The organism is Cupriavidus mimosae (assembly GCF_023952485.1).
GTDB lineage: Bacteria > Pseudomonadota > Gammaproteobacteria > Burkholderiales > Burkholderiaceae > Cupriavidus > Cupriavidus taiwanensis_C.
The window spans coordinates 1-549 of record NZ_JALHRY010000117.1 but is presented as its reverse complement, the minus strand read 5'-3'; the positions used below and the strand labels follow the sequence as shown (position 1 = coordinate 549).

The window sequence follows — 549 nt, the reverse complement described above, 5'->3', positions numbered from 1 at the left end:
CCCATAAGGAAATGCCCATACGGTTCAAGTGCCAACGGCACGGCCGCAGCCCCGAGTTTGAGCGCTTTGCGACATTTTGTAGGGTAAGGAACAAAAAGACCTTGCGGACTGACTTTAAAGTGCGTATAAGTCAAATGTCAGCAATAAGCGGGGGCTCAAATGGCAACATATAAAGAACTGATAGCGCAAAAGCAAGCGATCGAGGCTCAGCTTGAAGAGGCACGGGCGAGCGAGGTTGCCAGCGTCATCGAACAAATTCGTGATTTGATGGCGCAATACGACCTGTTGCCCGAAGATGTTGCGCCGCGGCGTCGTAGGGGACGGCCAGTCGGTGCTGCTTCAGCGCAGCGCGAAAAGGCGCCGCTGCCACCCAAGTATATGGACCCCAAGACCGCGAAGACTTGGTCCGGCAGAGGTCGAGCACCGGCATGGTTGGGCAAACGGCCTGAACGTTTTCTAATTCCGCAGGAGTGACGACACGCACGGGCGCTCAAATGCCCGGTGAAGCTAACGCTAGAAAGAGGGCATTTCGTAAAACCACTAGCAGGC

At 55.4% G+C, this 549-nt stretch carries 1 protein-coding gene; it reads left to right on the top strand.

The window, feature by feature from the left end; all coding sequences use genetic code 11:
* Nucleotides 1–159: 159 nt before the first annotated feature.
* Nucleotides 160–474: an H-NS histone family protein gene (locus MKD50_RS30600; protein WP_012354764.1), complete on the top strand. Its 315-nt coding sequence runs from the start codon at nucleotides 160–162 to the stop codon at nucleotides 472–474.
* The last annotated feature ends 75 nt before the right edge of the window (nucleotides 475–549 follow it).